A 24,733-nucleotide genomic window follows, 5' to 3' on the forward strand; every position below is an offset into this window, starting at 1 on the left:
TGCACTCGGTCCAGATGTCCCTCTCTGGCCGGGCGCTGCTGCACGGTGAGGACCTGCTGCTGGCCAACATCCGTGACGCCGACACCCTGGCCGAGCACTTCGCCGAGCTCAAGCCCGACGTCGTCTTCCACGCCGCCGCGCTCAAGCACCTGTCCTTGTTGGAGCGCTACCCCGCCGAGGCGTGGAAGACCAACGTGCTGGGCACCCTCAACGTCCTGGCCGCAGCCGCCGAGGCCGGGGTGGGCACGTTCGTCAACATCTCCACCGACAAGGCCGCCGCGCCCACCTCCGTCCTGGGCTACTCCAAGCGCGTCGCCGAACGCCTCACCGCGCACTACGCCCGCACCCAGCCCGGCCGGTACGTCTCCGTCCGCTTCGGCAACGTCCTGGGCTCGCGCGGTTCGGTCATCCCCGCGTTCACCGAGCAGATCCGCCGCGGCGGGCCTGTCACCGTCACCCACCCCGACGTCGAGCGCTACTTCATGCTCATCCCCGAGGCCTGCCAGCTCGTGCTGCAGGCCGGCGCGATCGGTCGCGACGGCCAGGCCGTCGTGCTGGACATGGGCACTCCCGTCAAGATCGTCGACGTCGCCCGCGAGCTCATCGCCCTCTCCGGCCGGGAGGACATCGAGATCCAGTACACCGGCCTACGCCCCGGCGAAAAACTCTCCGAAGACCTCTTCACCCACGGAGAGACCCACCTCGCAGCAGGCCACCCCCTCATGACCGCCGTCAACGTCAACCCCCTCGACCCCGGCGCTGTCGCCGGCCCGGTCCTCACGGGCGAGGTCACTCCGGCCCTGCGGTCGTATGCCGTCGACCAGCCCGCGGAGCAGCAGGCCTTGCCTCCGGCCACCGATCCGTCCCAGGAGAGCACTGACCGAATCGACTGAGTCTGGTCGGCAAACGCCGGGCGCTGTGAGAATTCGGGGCTGTCGCACCCACCCTGGTTGCTGCCAGACTGTGCCCAGAGGCGCTTGCCGTGGAGCGCATCTGGTGCAGGAGGTGCGCCGTGCGTCGTCGGAGACGTTGGCGCCAGGATGGCTGGCGCGTGGAGCGGGCCGAGGTAGGTCGGACCCCGTCGGTCGAGCATGCCCTCGCGTGCGCCCGTGAGCACCTGCAGGACAGGGTGGTTCTCGTCACCGGTGCCGGCGGGGCGGTCGGGTCTGAGCTGTGCCGCCAGATCGCCGGCCACGGACCGGCGCGGTTGCTCCTGCTCGACCACGACGAGAGCCGACTGGTCGCGGCCTGGCTGTCGCTGGCGACCCCCTCCCCCGCCCGGTGGGACGACCTGCTGCTCGTCGACGTCCGGGACGTCGACGCCCTGGCCGAGTCGGTCGTCCCGGCCCATCCCGACATCGTGATCCACGCTGCCGCGCTGAGCGACCGTGACCTGCTCGAGCGCCACCCGCGCGAGGCGTGGATGACCAACGCCGTCGGCACCCGCAACGTCCTCGACGTGGCGGCCCGCGCCGGCACCGGGCTCTTCGTCACCGTCTCCTCCTCCGTCGCCGCCGGCGAGAGCTGCGTGCTCGGGCAGACCATGCGCATGGCCGAGGACCTCACGGCGGCCTGGGCCCGTGACGAGCCCGGACGCTATGTCTCAGTCCGGCTGGGGGACGCGGCGGGCGCGAGTGACGCCGGCCTCCTGCAGGACCTCGTCCGGCGGGTCCTGGGGGCCGTTGCCAGCGACCTGGATGGCTGCGTCATCGGCGCACCGGCCGTGTGACGCCGACCACACAATCATCCTGCAGGGGGATTGCGCGCCTCGCGGTCGCTACCAGACTGCTCACAGGTTGCGCTTTGTAGGGGAGCGCGCCCCGTCGCAGGGAAGGGGCTGCACCGTGATGCAGTCGGATGCATGCTGTCGGCACGCAGGCGCCGGACGAGAGGCCTGGGCATGACACGGGCACGGGAGGCCCCACGCCGCGGCCCGGTCGTCATCCTGGGTGGGACCGCCGTGCAGGTCGAGGCCGTGCACGCCGCCCACGCGCTGGGCCGTGAGGCGCACGCCGTGACGACGGCGTGCGCGGATGCGGTGGGGGCGGCTGCCGACGAGGTCGCGCTCATGGACCTCGCTGACGTGGACGCGGTGACGCGCTACGCCCAGCACGTGGGCGCCGCGGCGGTCTACTCCGTCGGCTCGGACGAGGCGATGCCGGTCGTGGCCGAGGTGACGGAGCGGCTCGGGCTGCTCGGCCTGGTGGGCCGGCGGACCGTCGACCTGTGCCGCCATGAGCACCAGCTCAGGGCGGTGCTGGCCGGCGCGCCCGGGGCGCCAGCCAGCCCAGAGCGCGTCCCGGGACCTGACATCTCCGTCACCGGCTTCCTCTGGGGCGGCGAGCTGGTCTTCGTCGGCGTCTCCGACCGAGACTGCCGGGCCGAGGACGGTGACCTGGTCCACGCGCATACCTTCCCCTCGCGGTCAGCGGACTGCCTGGAGGTGCACGAGGCCGTCGTCGTCCTCGACGCCGCCTGCCAGCGGATCGGGCTGCTCGACGGACCCGTCCACGCGCGGATGGTCGTCGGCCCGGACGGGGTGCGGCTGACGAGGCTCTCGCCGCGGCTGGACGGCTGTCACCTGTGGCGGCTGTGGCGCGAGGTCACCGGGGTCGACCTGCTGACCGCCGCGGTCGCCGGTGCCTGCGGGGAGCGGCCGGCGCTCGCCGTCCCGGACGGAGCACCGCTGGTGCCGGTGTGGCCGCGGTCGGGCGACCAGTCGGTCAGCCTGGATCCTGCCGAGGGGATGGCCGTCGCATGAGGTTCGTGGTCACCGGGGCAACCGGGACGCTCGGCCGGTATGTCGTCAACCGGCTGCGCGACTCCGGCCACGACGTGCTCGGGCTGTCGCGCACGGGGGCGGGCGGGCACACGGCCACCGACTACTCGGTGGAGTCGCTGTCGGCGCTCTTCCAGGGCGCGGACGGGGTGGTCGACCTCGCCGCCGCCCGGCCGCGGCCCGATGAGCGGCTCGACCTGGCCACGACTGTCGTCACCGCCGGCAACGTGCTGGAGGCCGCGTGCCGGGCCTGGGTTCGCACCCTGGTGCAGGCTTCCAGCGTTGCGGTCTACGGCCCGGAGGCACCGCGGCCGCTGCACGAGGCCTCCCCCACGCGTCCTCGCTCGCCCTACGCCCTGGGCAAGCTGACGGTGGAGCGCTGGGCCCGGCTGGACGACTACGTCGAGCTGCGGACCGTGAGCCTGCGCCTGTCGCACCTCATCGGCCTCGGTGACGACAGCGGTTCCCTCGTCAGCACCTACCTGCGCCGAGCCACGGCCGGGGAGAACCTCGAGGTGCACGAGCCCCTCGGGCCTGCACGCGGCTACCTCTACGCCGGTGACGCCGCCCGGGCCGTCGAGCTGGCGCTGTGCACGGAGACGGCAGGCGGCGCCGTCAACGTGGCCGGCCCTCACCTGCTCACCCCGGCCCAGCTCGCGCAGGTGGTCAGCGAGGAGGTGGGCGGGTCGGTCGTCGGTGGTGACCCGGCGTGGCGGCACGCCCCGTGGCACAGCACGGCCGACGAGGTCGACACGACGCGGGCGCGAGAGGCGCTCGGCTTCGCCCCGGAGCACGACGTGCGCACCGCGCTGCAGGAGATCAGGCAGGTTCTGGACCGGCAGGCCGTGTCGGAGCAGGTGTCGTGACCGTCGCGGACGCGGGCGCCACCGCGCCGCCCGGGGTCGTCCGTGCCTGAGCTGCTGCTCCTGACCAATTGCTTCCCCTACGGCGCCGGGGAGGACTACCTCGAGGCTGAGCTGCCTCACCTCGCCGCCGCCTTCGACCGGGTGGTCGTCGTCCCGACCATGCAGGTTCGCGGGCAACCACCGACGCGTCAGGTGCCCGAGGGTGTCGTAGTGGTGCCGGTCGACCTCCCGCCGGGGCGGGCCGGACGGTTGATGACCCCGCTGGGCGAGCTGCGCCGGGGCGCGGTGGGATGGGGGCTGCCGCACCTGCCGACGGCGCCGCCCTTCGCGCCCGTCCCGCACGCCTACGAGGCCTACTTCGAGGCGCGCGCGCAGGGCATCGCCCGCCTCGTCACGGTCCGGCTGGCCGAGGCCGGGATCGCGGTCCCCGAGGTCGTCTACGCCTACTGGTTCTACGTCACCACCCGCGTGGCCACGCTGCTGGCGGTGCACCGACCGGAGGGGCGACCGGTGGTCGTGGCCCGCGCCCACGGGTATGACGTGGACGTCGAGGCCTCCCCCGTCGGCTACCTGCCGCAGCGGGGCCTGCTGCTGCGCGAGGTCGACCACCTCTTCCCCGTCTCCGAGCGGGCGGCGGAGCGGCTGCGTACCGGCTGGCCCGAGCACGCCGACAAGATCTCCGTGCGCCGGCTCGGCAGCGTCGGATCGAGCGCGGCGCCGGTGTCTCGGCAGCACCCGATGCACGTGCTCACCGTCTCGTCCGTGCGACGGCGCGAGCGGCTGCACCTTGTCGCCGACGCGGTGGGGCTGCTGCAGCGCGACGGCGTGCCGGTGACGTGGACCCACCTCGGCGGCGGCACACCCGCCGCCGAGGCGGCGCTGCGTCGCCGGGCGGCCCGAATGGCGCCCGGGTCGGTCGAGCTGGTCGGTCCCGTGCCGCGCGCGGAGGTGCTGCACCGGCTGGCCACCTGCCGTCCCACCGTGCTCGTCAACGTGTCTATGAGCGAGGGCGTGCCCATGTCGGTGATGGAGGCGATGGCCCACGGGGTGCCGGTCCTGGCCACCGACGTCGGCGCGGCTCGCGAGCTCCTCCTGGACCAGCCCGCGCTGCCGTTGCTGCCGCCCGACCTCGACACGGCATACCTGGCCGGGGCGCTGCTGGGCGTCGACGTGCTGCCGCCGAGCGCCTACGCGCGGGTCTGCGCCGCCAACCAGGCCGCGTGGCGGGCCGGGTGGGACGCCGGCGTCGTGCTCGCCGACTTCGCCTCCGAGCTGGCGTCGCTCGCAGGCCAGGTGCGCAGGTGAGGGCTCGGGCCACTCCGGGCTGCCCGTCCGGCCACTGCCTTCTCACGGGTCACACGGGGCCCAGATGCACGCCCAGAATCCTCCCAGGGAGTGATTCGCGTCACGTCTACGCCCCGACAGACTGGCCCGCAGGTCGCGCCCAACAGGGGGGCGCGGTCGCCCGGATCGCGCTTGTAGGGGGCGCGACCGCACGCAGGAGGACCCGTGATGTTCTTGCGCAGGCGCCGGGGTGGCCGGCGGACCGATGTCAGACGCTGGGGCGAGGCCTCGGCGACCGGCCCGGAGGCGGCGTGCAGGACGACCGACTGGTCGCGCCATAGACCGGTGACCGATCCTCCAGGACGCGACATCACACCTCGACCGTGACGGTGGTGCGACGCACGGACGCGCTGTCCCTGCGTCTTCCGCTCGTCTCCCGCTTCGACCTCTCCCCCACCGCGGTCGCGGCTCCCCCCGCCGACGTGCACCCGCACGCGGGCTCACCGCTCAAGCGCTGCGGCGACCTCACCGGGGGCCTGGTCCTGCTCGTCTTCTTCCTGCTGATGCTGCCGGTCGCAGCAGTCCTCATCAGGCTCGACAGCCCGGGCACGGTGATCTACCGCCAGACCAGGGTCGGGCTCCACGGGGTGCCGTTCACGATCTACAAGTTCCGCACGATGTGCCGGGACGCGGAGGCCGACGGACGGGCCCGGTGGGCTCAGGAGGGCGACCCCCGCGTGACCCGGTGCGGGCGCTTCCTGCGCGCGACCCGGCTCGACGAGGTGCCACAGGCCATCAACGTCCTGCGCGGGGAGATGTCCCTCGTGGGACCTCGACCGGAGCGCCCGGAGCTGACCGACGTGCTGGTGGAGCAGCACGCCAACTACCTGCACCGGCTGACCATCAAGCCGGGCCTGACGGGCCTGGCGCAGGTCAAGCACCGCTACACCAGCTCGATGGAGGACTGGCGACGCAAGCTGAGCTACGACCTGGCCTACGCGCGGTGGGCCAGCCACCGGCTGGACCTGTGCATCCTGCTGCGCACCATCCGCGTCGTCCTCACGATGCGGGGGACCTGAGACGCTCAGAGGACTGACGCCCTCGCGGGTCTGTCGACCTCACCGGCGCAGACGTCGGCGCAGCCACCGGCACTCCGCGGACCGCCACCACAGCAGGACCGTGACCAGCCCGACCGCCGCTGTTGTCAGCCCGATCTCCAGGAGGGGGCCCAGCAGGCCCAGCGGCACGTCGACCCTGACGACCCGCGCCAGCGCGAGGTAGGTCACGACGACGGTCGCCACCCATCCGGCCCACCGGAGGAAGAACGGCCCGACGGGGGCGTGCAGGGCGTGCCGGTGGACCACCAGCGGGTCGAACCACAACGGCATCAGCACGTAGGCCAGCGCCCAGCCGGCGAGGAGACCGGGAAGCCCGAAGAGCTGCCCGCCCGTGAGGGACAGCACCACCACCAGCCCGGCCAGGACGGCCGGACGCAGCTGCCCCTGCCGGAAGAGGCCGAACGCGTCCCGGAAGACGTTGGACACCCGTGTCACGCCCTGCAGGAAGAAGACCAGGCACAGCCACAGCGTGGCCGTCCCCTCCAGGACGAACCGGCTCCCGATCCACGCCTGGACGAACGCGTCGAGCCCGGCGTGCAGGCCGGACGCGGACGCACCGAAGAGGACGACACCGGCGAACACGAGCGCGCGGTATGCCTCGTGCTTGCTCCGGGTGCCCGCCACCGCGTTCAGCGCACCCAGGCTCGGCGTCAGCGCTGCGAAGACCTTCCGCACGGCGCTCTGCGCCGCATGCACGATGAGGTAGTAGTTGCTGAAGACCCCGAGGACCGCCAGGCCGAAGAGGCTGCTCATCCACAGGACCGGGGCGCTCGCGTTGACGATGCCGGCGACCCGGAAGATCGCCAGGGCCCGCACGTCCCGCCAGACCTCTGCGGTGTCCGCGGGCTCGAGGCGCTCCACCGACGCATCAGCGGCCCACGGGTAGCGTCGGCGGACCAGGAGCCACAGGACCACGCCCTGCAGGAGCGGAAGGAGGGCCTGAAGGGCGAGGTAGGCCACATATCCGTGACCCTGGAGGAGCACGAGCACCTGCAGGGCGCTGACCAGGATCATCAGCCCGGCCAGGTTGAGCGCGACCACATACTCCCTCTGGTCGGCGACGAGCAGGGCGCCGTAGTGCGCGAACGCGTAGGTCACGACCGTCGCCGCCAGGTAGAGCACGAAGAGGGCACCGACGCCCTCGTCGATCTCCCGGACGTCCTGCAGGAAGAACCCGATCACCGGGACGCTCAGCAGGCCCAGGACGAGGATGCCCAGCGCCAGACCCAGGTTGACCTTCCGCAGGAAGCGGAAGTAGCGGGCCGACCCTGCGGTCTGTCCGCGCGACAGGGTGCCGTAGAGGCGGAAGGAGATGGCGGCGCCGATGCCCATCTCGGCGGCCCCCATCGCGTTCGCCAGCGTCGAGAAGAGCCCGTTCAAGCCGAGGTACTCCACGTCCAGGGACTGCACGAAGGCGGTCCGGACCACGAAGGCGCACCCGACGAAGACCAGGTAGGAGCCGACGGCCGTCCCCACGTTGCGCAGGGCGTTGGTCACGGGGGCATCCGCTCCCCGGCAGCCGGCGCACCGACAGCCCGGGCGCCGACAGCCCGGGCGGCGACGTCGACGGCCCCGTCCCAGGTGAAGCACCTCGCCGCACGTGAGGCGAGCGCCTGTCGCGCGGCCTCGCTCGCCTCGTCGACGACGGCCGCCACCGCCCGGGCCACGTCTCGCGGGGTCTCGGCCGTGGCCCGCCCCCCGTCAACCGACCGCACGGCGCGGATCTGGTGAGCCAAGGGCGACACCACGGCCGGCACGCCGAGCATCAGGGTCTCCACGAGCTTGAAGGGTGTGCCGTTCACCTGGTTGCGCGGCAGGTCGGAGGACGGCAGGCACAGGCTCACCGAGCTGGTCGCCAGGACCTCCAGGGTCTGCTCGCGCGGTAGCCGGCCGTGGTAGCGGATGTGGGGGTGCTCGCGTGCGGCGTCGCGCACCACGTCCGCCACTGGCCCGTCCCCGACGACGTCCAGGGCCAGGCGGTCGGGCCAGTCGGGCGACGTGGCGGCCGCGACCAGGAGCTCGATGCCCTGCCAGGAGGACAGGACACCGACATAGCTGGCGTGCGCGGGCGAGGAGGCGGGTCGTCGTAGGTCAGCGATCGCCGGGTCCGTCCCGTTGGGCGCCCAGGTGACCTCGGTGCCCTCTGGCGCGAGCCGCCGCGCCCAGTCCCGCAGCCCCGGGCTGACGCAGATGACGGTGTGGGCGAGACGGAGCTGCACACGGGTCACGAGGCGCAGCAACGGCATGACGGGCCGCAGGCGGGGATGACCGATCTGGATGTCCCCGATCCCACCGTTGACCTCGAGGACCAGGCGCTTGCGGAAGAGCCTGGCGAGCACGCACGTCGGGAGGTCGAAGGCGTGCCACCGGCAGTAGACGGCGTCCACGCCGCTCAGGTGCCGCAGGATGCCCGACCAGACCCGGAGCCACTGCACCGGCTTGCCGCTGCTCCCGGCGGTGTTCCAGACGGTGCGGACCTGCAGGCCGCGCCGCCGCAGACCCTGCGCGATGGCGGAGGAGTGAGCCAGGCATGCCGACCCCTCCGTGGCCGGCTCGAGGCAGGTGTGGAGGACGCGGACCCGAGGGTGCCCGTCGGCGGGCGCCGTCACGGCAGCCTGGACGGGACGGGTGGACGAGCCTGCGAGACGTCACCGGCGCGCTTCGCCGGGTCGGGCACCGGATCAGGCGCCGGGCTGGACGCCTGGAGCGCCGGACCGGCGACGACCCACACCAGGCTCAGCGCCTGCGTGGTGAACACCGGTGTCAGGGTGAGGGACTCCAGCGCCACGACGGCGCAGACCACGGCCAGCGGACCGACCTGACGGACGCCGCGGTGCCGCAGCGTCCACGGGGACAGCAGGGCGAGCAGGAAGGCCCCGACCAGCACCAGCCCGCCCTGCAGGTAGAACGCGACGAACTGGTTGTCGATGACGCCCTCGAAGTGCACCAGCGGTGGCCCGAGGGTGCCGAAGCCGAGGCGGGGGTCCATCGGCGCGAAGTCCCAGGCCGACCGCCAGGCCTCCAGGCGGCCGAGCAGGTTGCTGTCGGCCTGCACGCCCTCCTCGAGGACGGCGGCCCCGCTCGCCAGGCGCTCGACCAGCCGACCCTCGAGCAACTGGTCGAACACCCCGAGGACGTCGCTGACCAGCACGACCGGCAGCCCGAACACCACGGCTCTCAGCGCCAACCGGCTCAGGGCTACCGAGTCGCGCAGGGACAGCACCAGCCAGATCATCCCCAGGAGCAGGAGGCACACGATGGCCGTGCGGGACTGGCTGCTGATGATGCTGACGACGGCAAGGGCGACGCCGCTGTGCCGGCGCCACCCCCGCAGGCAGGCGTAGGAGAACACCAGGGAGACGACCGCCCAGAGGCCGAAGGTGTTGGCGTTGACGAACAGTCCGGTCGACCGGCCGATGATGACGTAGGCCTCGCTCAGGGAGCGCTGCGTCTCGACGTCCCACTGTCTCAGCGGCTGCCCCACCGAGGGCGGGACGAGGCCGACCCGGAAGAGCGCCTGCGTGAGGGCGTAGCCCCCGTGGACGACGATCGCGGCGTGGCACACCACCAGGGTTCGCGCGGGAGCCGTGGCCACCAGCGCCAGCACCGCCAGCGGGACGAGCACGACCGTCCAGGAGTAGAGAGAGGTCGGCCCGTAGGTGCCCAGCAGGACCCCCAGCAGCGGCAGGGCGATGAGCAGGGCGAACAGGGGTCCCACCGTCACGACCCACCCACCGGGCACGGTGGGGCGTGGCCGGCCCGCGGCGAGCCACGCCGCGACGGCCGCGACGATGAAGACGGGCTCCAGGACCGGGAGCCCGGGGAAGCCGGGGGCCCGGCCGAGGGCGACCCGCTCGTTGAGCGTCAGGTAGGCCAGCAGGGTGGCGAGCGCTAGCGGGGTCATCACCCCCGAGACCCCCGGTGCGCGAGCGCCCGAGCTCACGGCCGCCACGCCACGTCACACCCGTCCGAACCAGGCCCGCTCCCGCCGCTCACGCCGCTGGCGCCGGGGCTGCGCGGTGGTCGACACGGGGCTGTAGGCCTCGTAGTAGCCGTAGGTGTGCGTGGGGTTGGCGGGGAGCCGGTTCATCAGCAGCCCCAGGACCTTGGCGCCCACACCCTCCAGGGTCGCGAGCGTCTGGGTCAGCTGGTGGCGGTGGACGATGCCCGAGCCGACGACCACGATGGTGCCGTCGACGATCTTGGACAGCACGGCCGCGTCGGTGACGGGCAGCAGGGGAGGTGAGTCGATGACGACATACTCGAACCGGTCCCGCAGCTCGGCCAGCAGCTCACGCATCGACGGTCCGCCCAGCAGCTCGCTCGGGTTCGGCGGGATCGGGCCGGCACCGAGGGCCATCAGGTGGTCCCCGTAGGGCTGCAGGACGTCGTCGAGATCTGCCTGTCCGATGAGGACCGACGTCAGGCCGGCGCTGTTCTCCAGCCCCATGTACTCCAGCGTCCGGGGCCGCCGCAGGTCTGCCTCCACCACGCACACCGGCACACCCGCCGCGGCCAGGGTCAGGGCGAGGTTGGCTGCGGTGGTGGACTTTCCCTCGCCGGGCAGGGTGGAGGTGAACAGCAGCACCCGTGGCTGCTCTGCGGCGTCGATGAACTGCAGGTTGGTCCGGACAGCGCGGAAGGCCTCGGCGCGGGGGCTGTAGTCACCGGCGTGGACCATCAGGGGGTTGCGCACGGCGTCACGGTCGAAGGCTAGGCCGCCGATGAGCGGCCGGTCGGTGATCCGCTGCAGATCCGTCGGCGCCGTGATCCGGGTGTCCAGCACGTCCCGCAGCACCGCGACGGCCACACCCAACATGAGCCCCAGGCTCAGCCCCAGTGCGAGGTTGCGGGTGGGGTTGGGCGAGACGGGCGTTCCTGGCTCCCTGGCCGGCCGGATGACCGAGGCCTTCACCGGGCTGGCACCCCCGCTGTCCGGCTGCTCGAGCTCGGCGATGGTCCGGGTGAACTGCTCGGCGACGCCGTTGGCGATGCGGGCCGACTCCGCGGGATCGGTCCCACGGACGTCGATGTTGATCAGCACGGTGTCCCTGGGGACCGCGGTGCTGATCCGGCTCGCCAGCGCCTCGGACGTCTCCTGCAGGCCCAGCGAGTCGATCACCGGCTCCAGGACCACCGGCGCCGTCACCATGTCCGCGTAGGTGGTCACCTGGCGGAAGGTGAACGAGCTGCCCTGCGCCAGGTCGGCGACGTCACTCTGAGCGCCGATCGAGATGAACAGCTGCGCCGTCGCGCGATAGACCGGCGTGGCCAGTGCGGTCGCCGCGACCGCGCCGCCGACGCACAGGGCCATGACGACCGCGAGCCAGGCCCAGCGCCGGCGCAGGACACGCAGGTAGTCGCGCAGATCCACAGTGACCTCCCCTTCGCGCTCGTGCGAGTAGGCGCAGCGTAGTCGAGAAGCCCCTGATCCGGCATGATGACGCTCGTGCGCGCCAGCAGCCTCGACCGCGGGTTCGCCCGCAACGCCGGGGCTCTCCTGCTGGGCCAGGTCGTGCGGGTCCCCGTGGTGGCGCTCTACTTCGTCGTGGCGACCCGTTCCCTGGGCGTGGAGTCCTTCGGGCGGCTGTCGGCCGTGCTGGCGCTCATCCTCATCGTGTCCCCCTTCGCCTCCCTGGGGTCCGGCGCGATGGTCGTCAAGCACGGCGCCACCCGGCCGAGCTCGACGCGCCTCTGGCTCGGCGCCGGGCTGACGCTCAGCGGGCTGGGAGCCGTGGCCGCCGGCACGCTGGTGCTACTCCTCTCGCCCTGGGTCGCCCCCGCCTCGACCGGGCTGGTGGTCGTGCTGGCGCTGCTCGTGGCCGAGCTCGTCGGCGCACGGGCGGTGGACCTGGCCGCCTCCGTCTTCGTCGCCCGGGAGGAGATGCACCTGACGGCGCTGTGCCAGGTCCTGCTCCCGGCCATGCACCTGGTCACCGTCGGGGCGCTGGTCGCCTCCCCCGCCGGCGTGGACCTCCGTGCCTGGGTGCTCGCCCTGGTGGTCAGCTCCCTCACGTCGGGCGTGGTCTGCCTGACGCTCGCGGTGCGGGCGGTCGGGCGGCCGACACTGGGACTGGCCCCCTTCTGCGGGCACTGGAGGGAGGCAGCCCTCTTCAGCGTCGGCATCGGCGTGCACACCGCCCACAACGACCTGGACAAGGTGATGCTGGGCAGGCTGGACGGCCCGGCGGGTGTCGGCCTCTACAGCGCCGCATACCGCTTGGTCGACACGGCCTGGCTGCCGATGCGGGCGATGCTCGGCGCGGCCTGGCCACGCATGTTCCGGCATGCCCAGCAGGGGCCGGTCGAGCTGGTGCGCTTCGCCGGCGCCGTGGCCAGGCCCGCGCTGCTCTACAGCGTGCTCGTGGTCGTCGTCATGGTGCTCGGCGCCGGTCTGGTCGTCCCGTTGCTCGGCGAGTCCTACTCCGACTCGGTGCCGCTGCTGCGCGTCCTGGCCGTGGTGGTCCTGCTGCGCTGTCTGCACTACCTGCCGGCCGACGTCCTGACCGGCATGGGACGCCAGGAGGTCCGCACCGCGGTCCAGGTCGGCGTCCTCGGCCTCAACGTGACGCTCAACCTCTGGCTCATCCCGCAGTTCGGGGTCTGGGGCGCGGCCTGGGCGACCCTGGCCTGCGAGACGACGCTGGCGCTGGCGCTGTGGACAGCTCTGGCGGTCGCGCTGCGCAGCTCCCGCCGCGCCACGCCCACGGGTTCGGAGGCGGTATGACGCGGCCCGCTGCAGGCTCCCGCCTGCGCATCGTCTTTCTCGCGACGGTGCTGACCCCGCGCCTGGGCATGGAGAACGCCCTCGTGCGGCTGGCTGCCGCGCTCGCGCGGCACCACGACGTCGAGATCCTGGTCCTGCACGACCCCGGACAGGTGCAGATCCCTGGCGTGACCGTCACCTCGCTGGACCGCGGGTCCGATCGCAGCTCTCGCCGGGCCCTGCGGCGCCGCCTCAGGCGCGGCGGCGGTGCGGAGATCCTCGTCGTGACGGGCGTCTGGGCCGCTGCCCAGCTGCTGATGACTGCACCGTGGCGGCTGCGCTCGGCCTTTGTCTGGGAGCACTCGATCACCGCCGACCGCCTGACGACCGGCCGGTTGTTCCGCGTCCGGGCCGAGACGGTCGCCCGGTGCTACCGGCACTGCCGCCGTGTCGTCAGCGTCAGCCCTCCCGTCGCCGCGGTCCTGCGGGAGCGGTGGAAGGTCAGCTCTCTCGTCGTGCCCAACCTCCTGGACCTGCCCGCGCGGTCTCCCGGCCACCGGCGGCACGCCGAGCAGGCCCGCGACGCAGGACCGGCCAGTCCTGGCGCGCCCTATCGGCTGATCACGCTGGGAGAGGCCCGCCCGGTCAAGAACTACGAGGTGCTGGTCAGGGCGCTGCCGCTGCTCAGCGTCGACTGGCGCCTGCAGATGGTGGGCGGTGGGCCTCAGCAGTCCGAGCTGAGGTCGCTCGCCGAGGAGCTGGGGGTCGGCGACCGCATCGAGTGGCTCGGCTTCGTGCCCGACCCGGGTGCCGTGCTCGCCGGGAGCGACCTGCTCGTCCACCCCTCGGCCTCGGAGACCTTCGGGTATGCGCTGTTCGAGGCCGGCGAGCAGTGGCTGCCGGTCGTGGCTCACGACGCACCGGTCATGGACAGTCTGGTGCCGCAGGTCGTGCCTGGGCTGCTGACGGTGGCAGACCCGGTCTCGCTGGCCGCGGCGATCGAGTCGGCCCTGACACGCTTCTCCCGCCCGGAGGTAGCCTCGGTCTTCATCGCCGCCGACCAGCGGCGACGACGCGACTACGGCGAGTCGACCGTGCTGAGTTCCTGGGAGGGGGTGCTGGGTGGGTAGGAGTGCGTCGACGAGCCGGGTGCGGGTCAGCGCGATCCTCGCCGTCCGTGACCCCGGCCCGGACCTCGCCCGCAGCCTCAGGGACATCCGCGGCACGCTGGGCAGGGCCGACGAGCTGATCGTGGTGGACGACGGGTCCGTGGACGGCACCGCGGCGGTCCTCCGCGCTGCCGCCCGCCGCAACCGGCGCATGAGCGTGCTCTCGGTGCCCGTGAGCGGCGGGGTGGCCGCGGCCCGCAACCTGGGTCTCACCCGAGCGCGGGGAGAGGTGGTGTGGTTCGTCGACTGGGACGACCGGTGGGACCGGCGGATCGTGGAGCGGCTCTATCAGGGTCGGGTCGACTCCGGCGCTCCCGTGGTGTCGTGTGGCGCGGACCTTCAGGACTCGCGGGGGCGGCGGCGCGAGCTGCTGGGGACCGTCCGCCGGCCCACCCTGCTCACCGGTGGCGAGATCGGTGTGGCCATCCTCGACGGGCGGCTGCGGGGCTACCTGTGGAACAAGCTCTTCGCCCGTGAGGTGCTCGGCGATGCCCCCTTCCCCATGCGCAGGACCCGGTCCGACTTCGCCGGCTCCGCCGAGCTCATGGCCCGGTTGTCCACCGCCTACCTGCTGCCCGACATCCTCTTCCACCACGTCCAACGACCCGGGTCGCTCACGACGGTCCGCCACCCCTCGCTCGCGACGCTGCGGCAGTCGCTGCAGATCGGGGAGCGGGTCGCCCACCTGGCCCGGACGCACCCGGACAGGCCGGCCTCCCCTGCTGCCGTCGAGGCGGCCCTGCGCCAGTTCCGCTACCGGGAGTGGCACCTCGCGGTCGCCGGCACCGCCATGCGCGCCCCCCTGGACCCTCGGACCCGGCAGGACTGGCTTCGGGTCGCGCTGGAGGGCGCCCGGCTGCGTGACGTGGTGCCCCTGCTGCGCCACGACGTCGAGCTGGCGGCCCGGGTCGCGGCGCTCACCACCTCTGGCAGCCACTACCCCGCCGTCTACAGGTCCTACGTGGCGGTGCGGTCCGGTGCCCGCCGGGCGTCCGGCAGGGACCGCCGGCCGTGAAGGTGCTGCTGCTGACGAACATCTACCCACCGCGGTCCACGCCGCAGGGTGCGACGTTCATCCGGTCCAGGGTGCGGGCGCTGGAGGGTCACGGCGTGACCGTGGTCCCGGTGGCCGTCTGGTCGAGCTGGACCCCCGCGGCCACGGCGCTGCGCACCGCCCTGCGCCGGCGCGACGACGAGGCGCCGGCCCCTCCGTTCCTGTCCGCCACGGCGCCCTTCGGGCTCGAGCACGCGCTCCGCCGTCGCCTCGCCAGCCGGTCGGCACGGCGATGGCTCGAGAGGGTCACCGAGGCGGTCCTGGAGCACGTGCCCGGTGGTGCGGACGTCGTGCACGCGCACGGGATGTACGACCTGCCGGCCGGTCTGGTCGCCCGGAGCGTCGCTCAGCGGCTGGGGGTGCCCTACGCGGTCACCCTGCACGGCACCGACGTCAACCTGCTCATGCCCAGGCGGGCCAAGCTCTACGCCGGCGTCCTGCGCGAGGCCTGCGCCACGATCTACGTCAGCGCGGCCCTGCAACGGGACGCGCAGGGCCTGGCCCCCGACCAGCGGCGGGCGCACGTCATACCCAACGGCGTGGACCCCTCGCTGTTCCGGCCGGGCACCCGGGCGCCGGAGCCGAGCGTGCTCTACGCCGGCAACCTCGAGACGGTGAAGGGTGCGGACCGGTTGCCGGCGATCTGGCGGGCGGTGAGGTCCGCCGTGCCGACGGCACGGCTCGTCGTCGCAGGGTCGGGATCGTGGCTCGGCAAGGCGAGGCAGGAGCTGGACGACCCCTCCGTAGATCTTCTCGGCCGGGTGGACCAGACGGAGGTCGCGCGGCAGATGGCCCGCGCCCATGTCGTGATCCTGCCCAGCCGGGCGGAGGGGTGGCCCACGGTGATCATGGAGGCCTACGCGTCGGGCACGCCGGTGGTCGCCACCGCGGTCGGAGGCACTCCCGAGGCCGTCGTCGACGCCGACCGCCTCGTCCCCGGTGGGCCCGGCCTGGAGACGAGGTTCGCGCAGGCGGTGACCGACGTGCTGCAGGAGGCGGAAGGCCCGCGACTCGACCTGGTGGAGCTGGCCGGCCGGCACGACTGGGTCCAGGTCGCCGCGCAGGAGATCGAGGTGCTCCGCTCGTGCTGACGTGGCTCAGACGCACGCGCCGCGGCGAGGGAGCCGGCGACGGGCCGGCCGAAGGTCGCAGGCTCCGGGCGTTGACCGTCGCGACGGTGTCGCGGAGCCTGGCGCTGCAGAGCCCGGAGGCGTGGCGGACGCTCGAGGAGCGCGGCTACGACCTCACCTTCGCGGCCGCGCGTGACGCGTGGACGGGACCGCTGCTGGCCCGCTATACCGGGAGCGTCTTCGTCGAGATCCCGGCAGAGCGACGCCTGCGGCCGAGGACCCTGCTCGACCTCGCCGGCCGGCTGCGTCGGCTCAGCACCCAGCGGTGGGACCTGGTCCAGGTCCAGTCACCGATCATCTCGGTGCTCTGGCGCACGGTCGCCACGGGACGTGCCCGACGGCGCACGATCTACGTCGTCCACGGCTTCCACTTCCAGCCGGGCGAGCGCGGCCTGCGGGGGCGCGCGGCCCGCTTGATCGAGGCCGCGCTGGCCCACCGCACCCAGGCGCTGGCCACGGTCAGCGCGGCCGACCACCGCTTCGTCACCAGCTTGCCGCGGCTGCTGCGACCGCCCGTCGTCGTGGCGCTGCCGGGGGCAGGCGTGCCGGTCGAGCACTACCGGGGCGGCACCCCTCCGCCCGCCGACGCGCCGACCAGCCCCTATGCGCTCTTCGTCGGCGACCTCAACGCCAACAAGGACCCGTTGTGCGCCGTCGCCGCTGTCGAGGAGTGTCGCGCCCGGGGCCGGCTCCTCGACCTCGTGGTGATCGGCGAGGGCACCCTGGCCGCAGACCTGTCGCGGGCGGCCGGCAGCCGTCCGTGGCTGCGGCTCGTCGAGCGCAGCGACGAGGTGCCGCTGTGGATGGCGCACGCCGCCGTGCTGCTCGCCCCGAGTTACCGTGAGGGAGTGCCCCGCGTGGTCATCGAGGCGCTGGCGTCCGGGACGCCGGTGGTCGCGCGACGCAACCGCGGGACGGCCGAGCTGCTCGCCGACGGGCTCGGCCAGGTCCTGACCACGGGCGACTCCGGCGCGTGGGCGGACGCCGTCGAGCGGGCCGTCGCCGCACCACCCGACACCGCGGCGATGTGGGCACGGGCCAGTGCCTACGGGGTCGAGCCGTTCCGCCGGGCCTACGCCGCCCTGGTCTCACAGGTGGAGCCGCACGGCTCCTGAGCAGAGGGCTACCCCGCCTGTCCGGCGCGCAGGGACTGCTGGTCGGTGACCCACAGCCCCGTCAGCCCGCGGAAGTGGGCGAGGAACTGCTCGTGCTCGTGCTCGGGGTAGGTCGCGCGGACCGTCTCCACGAGGAGCTTGTCGAAGTCGGGCGAGCCGACCCACTCCAGCACCCGCTCGGGCAGGTGGGCCAGGTGCTGGCTGCACCACTCCCAGTAGCGGTCGGTGTCGAACTCGCGGTCGGCCAGCGCCCGGTAGCCCTGCATCTTCTCGTCGTAGGAGCGGTCGGGGTCGTCGGCGATGTCGAAGTAGGCCCGCGGGTCGCGCACCCCGATGAAGGAGCGCCGCCCGGTCATCAGGGCGTAGGTCGACCAGCGCACCAGCGCGGTGATCGCCCACGGGAAGTAGTAGTGCAGCGAGGTCAGCGCCACGTCGGGGCAGGCGTTGGCGTAGTCGATCGGGTGCACGTCGTCGCCCTTGACGAGCATCTCGCAGCTGTTGAACTCCCAGCCGAAGAAGGCGTTGACGACCTTGCTCACCGTCTCGGTCTCCCACCCGGCCTTGGGCGAGAGGAAGTTGTGCGTGACTGCATACCGGGAGTGCATGGGCTCGCCGGGGCGGAAGTCCATGACCATGGTCTCCGGCCCGATCGACAGCGCTCGGGCGAAGTGGTCGTAGTCGACCGTGGCCTGCAGGTGCATGAGCATGTTGCCCGACTCGTCGTAGGAGCGGTGCAGGCCCTCGACATCGTCGACGCGGGAGACGCCTCGCCAGCCGCCGCCGTCGAAGGGCTTCATGTAGAGCGGGTAGCCGACCTCCTCGGCGATCTGCTCCAGGTCGAAGGGGTCGTTGTAGCGCGCGGAGGTGTAGGCCCAGCGCACGTTGTCGACCGGGTTCTTGTAGGGCACCAGCACGGTCTTGGGGATCTTCATCCCCAGGCGCAGCATCGCGACGTAGGCGCTGTGCTTCTCCATCGCCTGGAAGGTGAAGGGGCTGTTGAGCAGGTAGGTGTCGTTCATCAGCGACGCCTTCTTGAGCCACTCGCGCGGGTGGTAGTACCAGTAGGCGAGGCGGTCGATGACCAGCCCGTGGCGCACCGGGTCGGTCAGGTCGAAGGGGTGGATGCGCACCCGCTCGCTGCTCACCGAGTGGGTCTGCCCGCCGCTCTGCACGGGCCCCACCATCCGCAGGATCGACTCGAACGCTCGGGGCCAGTCCTCCTCCGCCCCCAGGAGCAGACCGATCAGGTGGTTGCGCACGTCGCCGCTCATGCCACGGAACGTTAGCGGGTATGGGGCCTCCCGTCAGGGCCAGCGCGAAAGTCTTTGCGGCCGGGAGGTATCTGGGGGGTCCCACGGGGCTCTGGATGGTCGGGACGGGGGATCCGTCCAGGCAGGTGCAGGGGCTTGCCTGGGTCGATCCACGAAGGTCTCGCCGGGCGGAGCACAGGGGCCCGCCCGGCGGGGCCGACGGTCCGTCCGGGCGGGCCGACGGGGTTCCTGCCCGGACGGGCCCTTCGTCATGCCCGGCCGCGCCTCGGGTGGCGTCCTCGCGCTGCTACGCTCCCGCACCATGTCGAGCACAGGGGACCGCAGGGCCCGCCGCCGCTGGTGGCGGCCGGTCGGACGCGGCGCGTCGTCGGCCGTGGTCGCGGCCCGGGCGCGGGTGGCGGCCCCCGAGCTGGTGACGACCGACCTCGTCGCGGTCGCGCCGCACCAGGACGACGAGGTGCTCACCCTGGGCCCGGCGATCCTCGCGGCGGTCGCCGCCGGCCGCAGCGTCACGGTGCTGCTCGTCAGCCGGGGCGAGGGCTCGAGCGTGCGCACCCGCCAGCTGCCCAAGCAGCTGGGCTTCGTCCCCTCCCTGCACCACTTCTCGGCCATGCGCGACCGGGAGTTCGACGGGGCCGTCCGCGCGATGGGGGCCACCCCGCTCGTGCTGCCCTACGAGCTGCGCCTACCCGACGGCGGCGCGACCACCGAGGCGGTGGTGGACCTCGTCGGCACCCACGTGCCGGCCGGCACCGAGGCGGTCACCGTGAGCTGGCACGACGACCACCCCGACCACCAGGCGTGCGGGCGTGCGGTGCAGCAGCTGGTCCGTGACGGGCACCTGTCCCGCGCGGGCTACCTCATCTCCCCCGAGCGGCTCGAGCTGGTGCCCGACGGGGTGGTGCTGGAGAAGGTCGGCACCGGCTCGCCGGTCACCCGCGAGCACCAGGAGTCCTACCGCCGGCGCGACATCCCCGGCAACTGGTGGGCCATCGGGGTGCGCAGCGTCAAGGAGTCCTTCGACTACCAGCTCCTGCACGACCCCTACGGCTACCGTCACGACTGAGCGCCGCCCGGCGCACGAGCCCCCAGACGACCGGCCCGAGCACGACCAGCCCGGCCCCGATGATGCCGACCCAGACCGGTGGCACCTGAAGCATGGCCAGCCCGGTGAGGGTGAGCACGGTGGCGATGCCGCGGCGGGTGACCGACTGCGGCACGACCGAGGACAGCCGCGCCCCGAGGTAGGTGCCCGGCGCTCCCCCGAGGACGAGCGGGAGCAGCACGTCCCAGTCGATGCCGGAGACGATGATGTGACTCACCGAAGCCGCGACCACGAGCGGGATGGCCTGCACGAGGTCGGTCCCGACGAGGCGCCGCGCCGCCAGCGTGGGGTAGAGCAGCAGCAGGCAGACCATGATGAGCGAGCCGCTGCCGACGCTGGTGATGCCCACGAGCAGCCCGCCGACGGCGCCGACCAGCAGCGTCGGCACGGGCCGGACGACGGGGTCGGCGGCGCGCGGGTCGACCCGGACGCGGCGGGACATGTTCAGATACATCCGCACCGTGTAGAGCCCCGCGGTGAGCAGCAGCGCGACCCCAATCGCGACCTTGAGGAAGGCCTGCGGGTCCCCCGACGCGCCGTAGGCGTCGATGATGAACGCCCCGGCGAAGGCGAACGGCACCGACCCGGCCGTCAGCCACGCCGCCAGCCGCAGGTTGGGCGAGCCGGAGCGCCAGTGCACAGCGGCGCCGACGGTCTTGTTGACCGACGCCGCGACGAGGTCGTTGGCGACCGCGGCCGTGGGCGGCACGCCCAGGAAAATCAGCGCCGGCGTCATCAGCGCACCGCCGCCCATGCCGGTCAGGCCGATGACGATGCCCACGCCGAAGGCGACCACGAGGAGGGCGACGACCTCGCCCATCAGCAGTGCCCGCGCTCGCGGAGCAGGTCGAGCACCCGGTCGCGCGCCTTCTCGACGGTCAGGTCGGTGGTGTCGAGCACGAGGTCGGCGTCGGCCGGCTCCTCGTAGGGCGCGCTGACCCCGGTGAAGTCGGCGATCTCCCCGGCCATCGCCCGCGCGTAGAGCCCCTTGCGGTCGCGCCGGGCGCACTCCTCCAGCGGCGTGCTGACGTGCACGAGCACGAAGTCGCCGCCGCGCTCGCGGACCATCTCGGCCACGTCGCGGCGGGTCGCGTCGTAGGGCGCGATCGGCGAGCAGACCGCCATCCCCCCGTGGTGGGCGACCTCCGCCGCGACCCAGCCGATCCGGCGGATGTTGGTGTCGCGGTCCTCCGGCGAGAAGGTCAGCCCGGCCGACAGGTGGCGGCGCACGACGTCGCCGTCCAGCAGCGACACCGGGCGCCCGTCGAGCTCGAGCACGGCCGCGCGCACGGCCCGGGCCACGGTCGACTTGCCCGACCCGGACAGCCCGGTGAGGAAGAGCACGACACCGCCCGACCCGGTCTGCCCCGTCTCCGCGGGGCTCGCCCTGCGCTCGGGGAGGCGGTGGGCACGACCGCCGAGGTATGCCGTCTCCACCTGCTCGAGCAGGTCCGGGTCGGCGGCCGCCTCGGCCGGGGAGAGCGGGACGGCGACGACCTGGGCGCCAAGTAGCCCGTCGGCCAGCTCGAGGCTGCGGCGGACCAGCCGCTCGCCGTGGCCGTAGGGCGAGTGCGTCGGCCCGGCCAGCACGAGCAGCACGACCCGCAGCCCGTCCGCCCGCCGCCGGACCTCCTCCAGGTCCTGCGCGTCGGGGAGCCGGTCGACCACGACGCCGAGCGCGTCCTGGCCCGCCCGCGACCGGGCCTCGGCCGGGCTGAGGTAGAGCCGCTCGAAGGGACGCGGCGCCGTGCTGCCCAACCACTCGGGGACCCCCACCGCGCCGTCCTCGTCGACCTGGTCGGCCGTCCAGCGGGCCAGGGGCACCCCCTCCGGGTCGACGACCTCCAGGCCCGCCCCGGCCGCGGCAGCGCGGTCGTCCGCCTCCAGCGGCAGGACGGCGGCGTCGGGGTCGCGCGCCATACCCATGCCCATGCCAAGCCGCAGCCGCTCGAGCGCGTCCAGCGCGGCGAACGGCATACAGATCTGGTGGGGTCGGGCGCTCACCCCCGCATTCTGGCAGGACCGGCCCGGTCGCAGACCCGCGCGTTATGGTGTGCTCGCATCCGTCCCTCGGCAGTGAGAGAGCCCGTGTCCACCCACGTCGACTACCGGTTGAGCCACCAGGACCAGCTGGAGGCGGAGTCCATCTTCATCTTCCGCGAGGTCGCGGCGGAGTTCGAGAAGCCGGTGCTGCTCTTCTCCGGGGGCAAGGACTCCATTGTCATGCTGCACCTGGCGGCCAAGGCGTTCCACCCGGCGCGGATCCCCTTCCCGGTGCTGCAGGTCGACACCGGCTACGACTTCCCCGAGGTGCTGGCGACCCGTGACGAGTGGGTCGAGCGGCTGGGCGTGCGGCTGCACGTCGCCTCGGTCGAGCAGGCGATCGCCGACGGCATCGTCGTCGACGACGGCAGGACCACCCGCAACCGGCTGCAGATCGGCACGCTGCTGCACGCCATCGAGACCCACGGCTGGACGGCCGCCTTCGGCGGGGGCCGCCGCGACGAGGACAAGGCCCGGGCCAAGGAGCGGGTCTACTCCCACCGCGACGACTTCGGCCAGTGGGACCCCAAGAACCAGCGGCCCGAGCTGTGGTCGCTCTACAACGGCCACCTGCGCGAGGGCGAGCACATGCGCGTCTTCCCGCTGAGCAACTGGACCGAGCTGGACATCTGGCAGTACATCGGGCGCGAGGACATCACGATCCCCTCGCTCTACTTCGCCCACCGGCGCAAGGTCTTCGAGCGCGGCGGCCTGCTCTACACCGCCAGCCCGCACAACCCCTGCCGCGACGGCGAGACCGTGACCGAGCGGCGGGTGCGCTTCCGCACCGTCGGCGACCTGACGCTGACCGGGGCCGTGGAGTCCGACGCCGACACGGTCGAGAAGGTCGTCGAGGAGGTCGCCACCTCCCGGGTGACCGAGCGCGGGGCCACCCGCGGCGACGACCGCTTCTCCGAGGCCGCCATGGAGGACCGCAAGAAGCAGGGGTACTTCTGATGACCCGGCGCCACGTGGACCTGCTGCGGGTGGCGACGGCCGGCTCCGTCGACGACGGCAAGTCGACCCTCATCGGCCGGCTGCTGCTGGACAGCAAGGCGATCTTCGAGGACCAGCTGGCCTCGGTGGAGAAGACGTCGGCGGAGAAGGGCTACGACTACACCGACCTGGCGCTGCTCACCGACGGGCTGCGCTCCGAGCGCGAGCAGGGCATCACGATCGACGTGGCCTTCCGCTACTTCGCGACGCCGAAGCGCAAGTTCATCATCGCCGACACCCCCGGGCACATCCAGTACACGCGCAACATGGTCACGGGCGCCTCGACGGCCGACCTGGGCCTGGTCCTGGTCGACGCCCGCAACGGGGTCAGCGAGCAGTCGCGCCGCCACGCGGTGCTGCTCTCGCTGCTGCGGGTGCCCCACATCGTGCTCGTGGTCAACAAGATGGACCTGGTGGACCACTCCGAGGAGGTCTTCGCCCGCATCGACGACGAGTTCACCGCCTTCGCGAGCAAGCTCGACATACCCGACCTGACCGCGATCCCGATCTCGGCGCTGCACGGCGACAACGTGGTCAACCGCAGCGAGAACATGCCGTGGTACGGCGGCGCGAGCCTGCTGCACCACCTCGAGCACGTGCACACCGCCTCCGACCGCGACCTGCGCGCGGTCCGCTTCCCGGTGCAGTACGTCATCCGCCCCAAGTCCGAGGCCTACCACGACTACCGCGGTTATGCGGGGCAGGTCGTGGGCGGGGTGCTCAAGCCCGGCGACGAGGTCGTCGTGCTCCCCAGCGGTATGACGAGCACGATCGCCGGGATCGACCTCGACGGCGAGGAGCTGGCCGAGGCCTACCCGCCCATGTCGGTGACCGTCCGCCTCGACGACGACCTCGACGTCAGCCGCGGCGACATGATCGCGCGGGTGCACAACCAGCCGGAGCCGGTGCAGGACCTCGACGCGATGGTGTGCTGGATGACGACGTCGCCGCTGCGGATCGGGCAGAAGCTGGCGATCAAGCACACGACGCGGGTGACGCGGGCGGTGGTCAAGGACATCCACTACCAGCTGGACATCAACACCCTGCACCGCGTGCAGGACGCCGACCAGCTGCACCTCAACGAGATCGGCCGGGTCAACCTGCGGGTGGCGCACCCGCTGCTGGCCGACTCCTACCAGCAGAACCGCTCGACGGGCTCCTTCATCCTCGTCGACGAGGCGACCGGCGGCACGGTCGGCGCCGGCATGATCAACGGCTGATCGGACGCGTGGGTGCCCGGCGCTAGGGTTGCCCGCATGAGCGCCGACCGGACGATGCTGGCCCGATGGACCTCGGCGATCAGGCGGCGAATGCCCGCCCGCGGCGGTCGTGGCGCGCCGCAGCACCCGGGGCAGATCTTCGTCCTCGGCAACCAGAAGGCGGGGACCACGGCGATCGCCGCGCTGCTGGCCGAGTGCTCCGACGAGCCCTTCGTCTCCGACGTGCTCTACACCAACAAGGTCCGACTGCGGGACGTGCTCGCGGACCGGCCCAGCCTGGCCGAGCTGGCGGAGAAGCACCCGGAGTCGTTCGCGGCGACCGTGGTCAAGGACAACGACTTCGTCTTCCTCTACCCCCAGCTGGCCGCGCAGTTCCCCAATGCCCGCTTCCTTTTCGTCGTGCGCGACCCGCGGCAGAACGTGCGCAGCATCCTCAACCGCCTGCAGATCCCCGGTGACCTGCCCGAGCTCCCGCAGGAGGAGTATGACCGGCTGGCCAAGAAGCTCAAGGGGTGGCACGGCATCATCACCGGCGCCGACTTCGGCGAGAGCGGCGGCCACTACATCGACGTGCTGGCCGACCGGTGGATCCGCGCGGCGCGGACCTACCTGGACTCGCCCGAGAAGATGACGCTGGTGCGCTACGAGGACTTCGACGCCGACAAGCGCGGCTTCATCGAGCGGCTCGCGCGCGACCTCGGCCTGTCGGTGGTCAACGACATCTCGACCTCGCAGGACAAGCAGTACCAGCCGCGGGGCGACCGGGAGGTGACGCCGCAGGACTTCTTCGGGGCCAACCTCGAGCGGCTGGAGCGACGCTGCGCCGACCTCATGCCGCGGTTCGGCTACGCGCCGCTCACCCGGCTCGACGGCTGAG

Annotated in this window: 22 protein-coding genes; 15 read left to right on the forward strand and 7 right to left on the reverse strand. The window is 72.7% G+C overall.

Annotation, left to right across the window (positions count from 1 at the left end; all coding sequences use genetic code 11):
- The 6 genes from K330_RS21495 to K330_RS21505 form a co-directional block, all read left to right on the forward strand.
- On the forward strand, positions 1 to 893 hold an 893-nt coding region (locus K330_RS21495; protein WP_022922521.1), incomplete at its 5' end, for a polysaccharide biosynthesis protein.
- A gap of 158 nt (positions 894 to 1,051) precedes the next feature.
- The gene (locus tag K330_RS21500; RefSeq protein ID WP_022922522.1) at positions 1,052 to 1,729 is read left to right on the forward strand and encodes a polysaccharide biosynthesis protein; all 678 of its coding nucleotides are present in this window, start codon (positions 1,052 to 1,054) and stop codon (positions 1,727 to 1,729) included.
- 171 nt (positions 1,730 to 1,900) lie between these two features.
- Complete coding sequence (locus K330_RS0114425; RefSeq protein ID WP_022922523.1) at positions 1,901 to 2,761, forward strand: ATP-grasp domain-containing protein; 861 nt, start codon at positions 1,901 to 1,903, stop codon at positions 2,759 to 2,761.
- Entirely contained in the window at positions 2,758 to 3,645 is an 888-nt protein-coding gene (locus tag K330_RS0114430) for an NAD-dependent epimerase/dehydratase family protein (protein ID WP_022922524.1), read from the forward strand. Before K330_RS0114425 ends, K330_RS0114430 begins: the two co-directional genes overlap by 4 nt.
- Positions 3,646 to 3,687: 42 nt before the next feature.
- Positions 3,688 to 4,950, forward strand: coding sequence for a glycosyltransferase (locus tag K330_RS0114435; RefSeq protein WP_022922525.1), 1,263 nt, complete (start codon positions 3,688 to 3,690; stop codon positions 4,948 to 4,950).
- 371 nt (positions 4,951 to 5,321) lie between these two features.
- Positions 5,322 to 6,008, forward strand: a complete 687-nt coding sequence (locus K330_RS21505) for a sugar transferase (RefSeq protein WP_169448582.1) — start codon at positions 5,322 to 5,324, stop codon at positions 6,006 to 6,008.
- A 39-nt stretch (positions 6,009 to 6,047) separates the two neighbouring features.
- On the opposite strand, the gene K330_RS0114445 is transcribed toward K330_RS21505, so the two are convergent.
- Genes K330_RS0114445 through K330_RS23740 form a run of 4 tightly spaced genes read right to left on the reverse strand, consistent with a single transcriptional unit; the run spans position 6,048 to position 11,421 of the window.
- Complete coding sequence (locus K330_RS0114445; RefSeq protein WP_022922527.1) at positions 6,048 to 7,544, reverse strand: lipopolysaccharide biosynthesis protein; 1,497 nt, start codon at positions 7,542 to 7,544, stop codon at positions 6,048 to 6,050.
- A complete protein-coding gene (locus tag K330_RS0114450) occupies positions 7,541 to 8,656 on the reverse strand; it encodes a glycosyltransferase (RefSeq protein WP_022922528.1) in 1,116 nt (371 codons plus the stop codon). Before K330_RS0114450 ends, K330_RS0114445 begins: the two co-directional genes overlap by 4 nt.
- Positions 8,653 to 9,951 (reverse strand): O-antigen ligase family protein, encoded by a 1,299-nt coding sequence (locus tag K330_RS0114455; protein ID WP_022922529.1) that lies wholly within the window; start codon positions 9,949 to 9,951, stop codon positions 8,653 to 8,655. Before K330_RS0114455 ends, K330_RS0114450 begins: the two co-directional genes overlap by 4 nt.
- Positions 9,952 to 10,005: 54 nt before the next feature.
- Positions 10,006 to 11,421, reverse strand: coding sequence for a tyrosine-protein kinase domain-containing protein (locus K330_RS23740; protein ID WP_022922530.1), 1,416 nt, complete (start codon positions 11,419 to 11,421; stop codon positions 10,006 to 10,008).
- 75 nt (positions 11,422 to 11,496) lie between these two features.
- Here K330_RS23740 and K330_RS0114465 point away from each other — a divergent pair, with 75 nt between their 5' ends.
- From K330_RS0114465 to K330_RS0114485, 5 genes are all read left to right on the forward strand, one after another.
- Positions 11,497 to 12,774 carry an oligosaccharide flippase family protein gene (locus K330_RS0114465; RefSeq protein WP_169448584.1) on the forward strand — a complete coding sequence of 426 codons (1,278 nt, stop codon included), beginning with the start codon at positions 11,497 to 11,499 and terminating at the stop codon, positions 12,772 to 12,774.
- Entirely contained in the window at positions 12,771 to 13,883 is a 1,113-nt protein-coding gene (locus K330_RS22885) for a glycosyltransferase (RefSeq protein ID WP_022922532.1), read from the forward strand. Before K330_RS0114465 ends, K330_RS22885 begins: the two co-directional genes overlap by 4 nt.
- On the forward strand, positions 13,876 to 14,937 hold the full coding sequence (locus tag K330_RS0114475) for a glycosyltransferase family 2 protein (protein ID WP_084617577.1): 1,062 nt from the start codon (positions 13,876 to 13,878) through the stop codon (positions 14,935 to 14,937). Before K330_RS22885 ends, K330_RS0114475 begins: the two co-directional genes overlap by 8 nt.
- Positions 14,934 to 16,067, forward strand: coding sequence for a glycosyltransferase (locus tag K330_RS0114480; RefSeq protein ID WP_022922534.1), 1,134 nt, complete (start codon positions 14,934 to 14,936; stop codon positions 16,065 to 16,067). The genes K330_RS0114475 and K330_RS0114480 overlap by 4 nt, the downstream gene beginning before the upstream one ends.
- 71 nt (positions 16,068 to 16,138) lie before the next feature.
- Complete coding sequence (locus tag K330_RS0114485; RefSeq protein WP_156875828.1) at positions 16,139 to 17,221, forward strand: glycosyltransferase; 1,083 nt, start codon at positions 16,139 to 16,141, stop codon at positions 17,219 to 17,221.
- 8 nt (positions 17,222 to 17,229) lie between these two features.
- Here the strand turns inward: K330_RS0114485 and K330_RS21520 are convergent, their stop codons facing one another.
- On the reverse strand, positions 17,230 to 18,492 hold the full coding sequence (locus K330_RS21520) for an ATP-grasp domain-containing protein (protein ID WP_022922536.1): 1,263 nt from the start codon (positions 18,490 to 18,492) through the stop codon (positions 17,230 to 17,232).
- 301 nt (positions 18,493 to 18,793) lie between these two features.
- Between K330_RS21520 and K330_RS22890 the strand changes: the two genes are divergently transcribed.
- Positions 18,794 to 19,558 carry a PIG-L deacetylase family protein gene (locus K330_RS22890; RefSeq protein WP_169448586.1) on the forward strand — a complete coding sequence of 255 codons (765 nt, stop codon included), beginning with the start codon at positions 18,794 to 18,796 and terminating at the stop codon, positions 19,556 to 19,558.
- Here the strand turns inward: K330_RS22890 and K330_RS0114500 are convergent.
- Both K330_RS0114500 and cysC read right to left on the reverse strand, forming a co-directional pair.
- Positions 19,500 to 20,417, reverse strand: a complete 918-nt coding sequence (locus tag K330_RS0114500; protein ID WP_022922538.1) for a sulfite exporter TauE/SafE family protein — start codon at positions 20,415 to 20,417, stop codon at positions 19,500 to 19,502. The genes K330_RS22890 and K330_RS0114500 overlap by 59 nt on opposite strands.
- The gene (gene cysC / locus K330_RS23405; RefSeq protein ID WP_229665797.1) at positions 20,417 to 21,601 is read right to left on the reverse strand and encodes an adenylyl-sulfate kinase; all 1,185 of its coding nucleotides are present in this window, start codon (positions 21,599 to 21,601) and stop codon (positions 20,417 to 20,419) included. Before cysC ends, K330_RS0114500 begins: the two co-directional genes overlap by 1 nt.
- Positions 21,602 to 21,685: 84 nt before the next feature.
- Here cysC and cysD point away from each other — a divergent pair, with 84 nt between their 5' ends.
- Genes cysD through K330_RS22895 form a run of 3 tightly spaced genes read left to right on the forward strand, consistent with a single transcriptional unit; the run spans position 21,686 to position 24,732 of the window.
- Positions 21,686 to 22,597, forward strand: coding sequence for a sulfate adenylyltransferase subunit CysD (gene cysD / locus K330_RS0114510; RefSeq protein WP_022922540.1), 912 nt, complete (start codon positions 21,686 to 21,688; stop codon positions 22,595 to 22,597).
- The gene (locus tag K330_RS0114515) at positions 22,597 to 23,856 is read left to right on the forward strand and encodes a sulfate adenylyltransferase subunit 1 (RefSeq protein WP_022922541.1); all 1,260 of its coding nucleotides are present in this window, start codon (positions 22,597 to 22,599) and stop codon (positions 23,854 to 23,856) included. The genes cysD and K330_RS0114515 overlap by 1 nt, the downstream gene beginning before the upstream one ends.
- 36 nt (positions 23,857 to 23,892) lie before the next feature.
- The gene (locus K330_RS22895) at positions 23,893 to 24,732 is read left to right on the forward strand and encodes a sulfotransferase family protein (RefSeq protein WP_084617583.1); all 840 of its coding nucleotides are present in this window, start codon (positions 23,893 to 23,895) and stop codon (positions 24,730 to 24,732) included.
- Position 24,733 lies beyond the last annotated feature (1 nt).

The organism is Ornithinimicrobium pekingense DSM 21552, from assembly GCF_000421185.1.
Taxonomy (GTDB): Bacteria; Actinomycetota; Actinomycetes; order Actinomycetales; family Dermatophilaceae; genus Ornithinicoccus; species Ornithinicoccus pekingensis.

Excerpts from the sequence above, each read along its gene's own strand:
- K330_RS0114425 (WP_022922523.1), top strand. The coding sequence starts at position 1,901 with ATGACACGGGCACGGGAGGCCCCACGCCGCGGCCCGGTCGTCATCCTG.
- K330_RS0114430 (WP_022922524.1), top strand. The coding sequence starts at position 2,758 with ATGAGGTTCGTGGTCACCGGGGCAACCGGGACGCTCGGCCGGTATGTC.
- K330_RS0114455 (WP_022922529.1), bottom strand. The coding sequence starts at position 9,951 with ATGACCCCGCTAGCGCTCGCCACCCTGCTGGCCTACCTGACGCTCAAC.
- K330_RS22885 (WP_022922532.1), top strand. The coding sequence starts at position 12,771 with ATGACGCGGCCCGCTGCAGGCTCCCGCCTGCGCATCGTCTTTCTCGCG.
- K330_RS21520 (WP_022922536.1), bottom strand. The coding sequence starts at position 18,492 with ATGAGCGGCGACGTGCGCAACCACCTGATCGGTCTGCTCCTGGGGGCG.
- K330_RS22890 (WP_169448586.1), top strand. The coding sequence starts at position 18,794 with ATGTCGAGCACAGGGGACCGCAGGGCCCGCCGCCGCTGGTGGCGGCCG.
- K330_RS0114500 (WP_022922538.1), bottom strand. The coding sequence starts at position 20,417 with ATGGGCGAGGTCGTCGCCCTCCTCGTGGTCGCCTTCGGCGTGGGCATC.
- K330_RS0114515 (WP_022922541.1), top strand. The coding sequence starts at position 22,597 with ATGACCCGGCGCCACGTGGACCTGCTGCGGGTGGCGACGGCCGGCTCC.
- K330_RS22895 (WP_084617583.1), top strand. The coding sequence starts at position 23,893 with ATGAGCGCCGACCGGACGATGCTGGCCCGATGGACCTCGGCGATCAGG.